At 47.2% G+C, this 4,120-nt stretch carries 3 protein-coding genes and 1 pseudogene; all 4 read left to right on the forward strand.

What is annotated here, in order from left to right; genetic code table 11:
* Positions 1 to 481: exosortase C-terminal domain/associated protein EpsI (locus V7D78_RS16290; RefSeq protein WP_333609514.1), on the forward strand; the 481-nt coding region annotated here is incomplete at its 5' end.
* The gene (locus V7D78_RS16295) at positions 478 to 1,686 is read left to right on the forward strand and encodes a TIGR03088 family PEP-CTERM/XrtA system glycosyltransferase (RefSeq protein WP_333609515.1); all 1,209 of its coding nucleotides are present in this window, start codon (positions 478 to 480) and stop codon (positions 1,684 to 1,686) included. The genes V7D78_RS16290 and V7D78_RS16295, both read left to right, overlap by 4 nt.
* 4 nt (positions 1,687 to 1,690) lie before the next feature.
* Positions 1,691 to 3,586, forward strand: coding sequence for an XrtA/PEP-CTERM system amidotransferase (locus tag V7D78_RS16300; RefSeq protein WP_333609516.1), 1,896 nt, complete (start codon positions 1,691 to 1,693; stop codon positions 3,584 to 3,586).
* 16 nt (positions 3,587 to 3,602) lie between these two features.
* Positions 3,603 to 4,120: pseudogene (locus V7D78_RS16305) on the forward strand (asparagine synthase (glutamine-hydrolyzing)); the annotation flags it as partial.

Below are 4,120 nucleotides of genomic sequence, written 5' to 3' on the forward strand. Positions count from 1 at the left end.
AGAAGTATCAGGCCAGTGGACCGGGCTAAATGTGCCTGTCCAATTTTACGCTGCATTTTATCAACACATTGATGATCAAAAACTGGTGAGCTGGCACAACCAACCTTATCAACGCCAGTATTGGACTCCTGCTGGCCACAGACGCCTGGCTATCCAGTTTCAACATCATTCCCTGAAGGTACAAGAAGTTGATTTACGTGCTAATGATGGCAGTAAGAGATTGTTGTGGTTCTGGTATGGCAGTGGTAACTACTTTTCTGCTGACCCTTATGTCATTACTGCAATGCAAGCGCTGGGCAAAGTTTTTCATATTAGTCAGCATGGCAGTTTTTTTGCTGTAAGTGTGCACTACGAGTTTGAAACAGACAGTGCCAGAGACACCTTGCAGCAGCTGTTGCAGCAAAAATACCCCTTGATCCGACAAGCTAACCTGTTTGAGCAAAATAATTCTGCGTTAACCGCACGGGAGCCGCAGCCATGACAGTTCAACCCGCAACTTCAGTTGCTATTGGTGGCCAAACAGCCATAAAGCCAATACATATTTGCCATATTATCTGGAGTTTTCGTACCGGCGGCCTGGAAAATGGTGTAGTTAATTTAATTAATCAACTTGATGAAACGCAGTTCCGGCATAGTATTCTGTGTTTAACCGATTTCGATGAGCGTTTTTTTCAGCGCATTAAACTAACTAACGTCGAAATTTATCGCCTGAATAAACGAAGCGGCCATGATTTGCAATCATTCTGGAACGCCTTTAAATTGCTCAGACAGTTAAAACCGGATATTTGTCACAGTCGCAATATTGCGGCCCTGGAATACCAGTTTAGTGCCTGGTTGGCCCGCGTACCTTATAGGGTCCACGGTGAGCATGGCTGGGACATTAAAGATTTAGCCGGCGTCAATAAAAAATATATCTGGCTTAAACGCTTTTTTAAGCCGTTTATTCATCAATATATCAGCCTGTCCAAAGAAAGCCTGCGCTACCTTAAGCAACAAATTAAGGTTCCTGAGCATAAACTTAATCTGATTTGCAATGGGGTCGACACGGAGAAATTCAGCCCGCATAACTCTTTACCCAGTGCACTTCCTGCGCCCTTACTCGACAGCAAGCGGACTATTTTTGCCAGTGTCGGCCGCATGGTGCCGGTTAAAAACCACCCGCTGTTAGTGAAAGCCTATATCGAATTGTGTCAGCAAGATATTCACTTTAAAGCAAACAGTGCGCTGGTCATTATAGGTGAAGGCGAATTTCGGGCGGATATGATCCGCCAATTAGCGCAAGCAGGCTTGACCTCACAATGCTGGTTACCAGGCAATCGGGATGATATTGCCAGTATTTTGCCGGCCTGCTCGGTATTTGTGCTGCCCTCGCTCGCTGAAGGCATTTCTAACACCATTCTTGAAGCCATGGCATCTGGCCTGCCGGTGATTGCCTGTCGCGTCGGGGGAAATCCGGATCTGATCCGGGACAACGAAAATGGCTGGTTAATTGCCAATAACGATTTATCTGCATTAAAACAACAGTTAATGCAGTGCTTTTTGCAACCGGGTCAACGGCAACTTGCAGCAGAACAAGCCAGATTAGCTGCGGTACAGCAATTTAGCATGCAAAATATGGTCAAGCGCTATCAGGTGCTTTACCAGCAAAACCTGTCTGCCATCACTCATACAGCAAAGGAAGCTTAACACTATGTGCGGTATAGCCGGCATCTTACATTTACAGGACAACCAACAGGTTGACAGCAGTCTGTTAAAACAATTAAACACCCTGCAATCGCACCGCGGCCCTGATGCCGATGGTTTTCATTACGAGCCTGGCTTAGGCCTGGCCCATCGCCGCTTATCTATTATTGATATTGCTGGCAGTCATCAGCCGCTGTTTAATGAAACAGGTGATGTTGCCGTGGTGTTTAACGGTGAAATATATAACTTCGCTGAGCTGACCAGTGAACTTAAAGCCAAAGGCCATGTTTTTTCTACCCATGGCGATACTGAAACCATAGTGCATGCCTGGGAAGAGTGGGGAGTAGACTGTGTTAAACATTTTCGTGGCATGTTTGCTTTTGCAATATGGGACAGGCCAAAACAACAATTGTTTTTAGCCCGTGACCGCATGGGCATTAAACCCCTGTTTTATGCTGTGCTGCCTGGCAATAAATTGCTATTTGGTTCAGAACTCAAGGTGATTACAGGGCATCCTGAATTTGATAAAACCCTGTATTACTCGGGTATCGAGCAATATTTTACTTTTGGTTATATTGCCGAACCCAATACCATCTTTGCCCATGCGTTTAAACTCAACCCCGGGCATACAATCCTACTGGATAAAAACCGCTTAGCGCCCATTCAACAGCAACAATACTGGGATATAGATTTCTCAGCCCCGCCGCTGGCTGAAGCCGAAGTAAAAGAGCAATTGTTACCCCGGTTAAAAGAGGCCGTGGATATCCGGCTTATTGCTGAAGTGCCTTTAGGTGCCTTTTTATCCGGTGGCGTCGATTCCAGTGCCGTAGTAGCATTAATGGCTCAAATTCAAAAAGATAAAGCGGTAAACACCTGCTCGATCGGCTTTGATGATCAGCGTTTTGACGAGACCGATTATGCCAACCGGGTTGCCAGCCAATATCAAACTAATCATCGCACTGGCCAGGTAGATCGGGATGATTTTTCGCTGGTTGATAAATTAGTCAGTTTGTATGATGAGCCCTATGCCGACAGCTCGGCCATTCCCACCTACCGGGTATGCCAACTAGCCAGGCAGCATGTGACCGTTGCGCTATCTGGGGACGGTGGCGATGAACTGTTTGCCGGTTACCGGCGCTATCGCTTTCAGTTACATGAAGAAAAAATGCGCAGCCTGCTGCCCTCCTCTGTCCGTCGCCATCTGTTTGGCTCTCTGGGGCGGCATTACCCTAAACTGGATTGGGCGCCACGTTTTTTAAGAGCTAAAACGACCTTTCAATCACTGGCCATGTCGGCCCTGGATGGGTATTGCAACACCGTGTCTATTATGCGGCCTGAAGCCAGGGCGCAGCTATTTTCGCCGATGCTAAAACAACAACTTGGCGGTTATCACTCGGGAGAAGTGTTTCTGCGCCACGCCGCTAATGCCAACACTGATGATCCGCTAAAACTGGTGCAGTATCTGGATATGAAAACCTATTTGGTAGGCGATATTCTCACCAAAGTTGATCGCGCCAGCATGGCGCATTCACTTGAAGTTCGGGTACCGCTGTTAGATCATAAATATGTTGAATGGGCCAGTCGTATTCCATCGTCAATGAATATTCAGGGGCAAGAAGGTAAAGCGGCCTTTAAGCAAGCTCTGCAGCCTCATTTACCCGACGACATTTTATACCGCAAAAAAATGGGCTTTGCCGTGCCGTTGGCCAGCTGGTTTCGTGGACCACTGAAACAGGCCTTGCAACAGGCGTTGTTTAGCGAGGCGTTAGCTGATGCCGGCTTATTTAATCAAAGCTATATTCAACGTTTGTATCAGCAGCACCAAAGTGGCCAGCATGATCACAGCTCAGCGCTGTGGAGCCTGTTGATGTTTTCTCAGTTTTATCAACAGCAAATGGGGTAAGCTATGTGCGGCATTCATGGTCGCCCTTAAGCGACCGCAGCAATTCCCGGCTGACTGGTTAAACCTGATGGGGGATATTACTGCCCATCGCGGTCCTGATGACAGCGGACATTTCCTGGCAGACAATATCGCCCTTGGTATGCGGCGCTTATCCGTCATTGACTTAGCCGGCGGCCATCAACCTATCAGCAGTGAGGATGGCCAGCTGGTATTGGTTTGTAATGGTGAAATCTATAACTACCGGCAATTGCGCTCAGAATTAGTCGGCTGTCACTTTAAAACCCAGTCGGATGTTGAAGTGATCCTGCATCTGTATCAGCAACATGGCGTTGATTGCCTTAACTACCTTAATGGTATGTTTGCTTTTGCCCTTTGGGATAACCGCAAACAACTGTTGTTTGTGGCCCGCGATCGGCTGGGCATCAAACCGCTATACTACGCAGAAAAAAATGGCTACCTGGCTTTTTCAACCGAAAGCAAAGCCATACTGGCATTACCAGACATTAAGGCCGAGGTGTGTCCAGAAGGATTACA

It is taken from the genome of Arsukibacterium sp., assembly GCF_036735525.1.
Classification (GTDB): Bacteria; Pseudomonadota; Gammaproteobacteria; order Enterobacterales; family Alteromonadaceae; genus Alishewanella.

Coding starts and splice junctions, on each gene's coding strand:
- V7D78_RS16300 (WP_333609516.1), top strand. CDS start 1,691: ATGTGCGGTATAGCCGGCATCTTACATTTACAGGACAACCAACAGGTT.
- V7D78_RS16295 (WP_333609515.1), top strand. CDS start 478: ATGACAGTTCAACCCGCAACTTCAGTTGCTATTGGTGGCCAAACAGCC.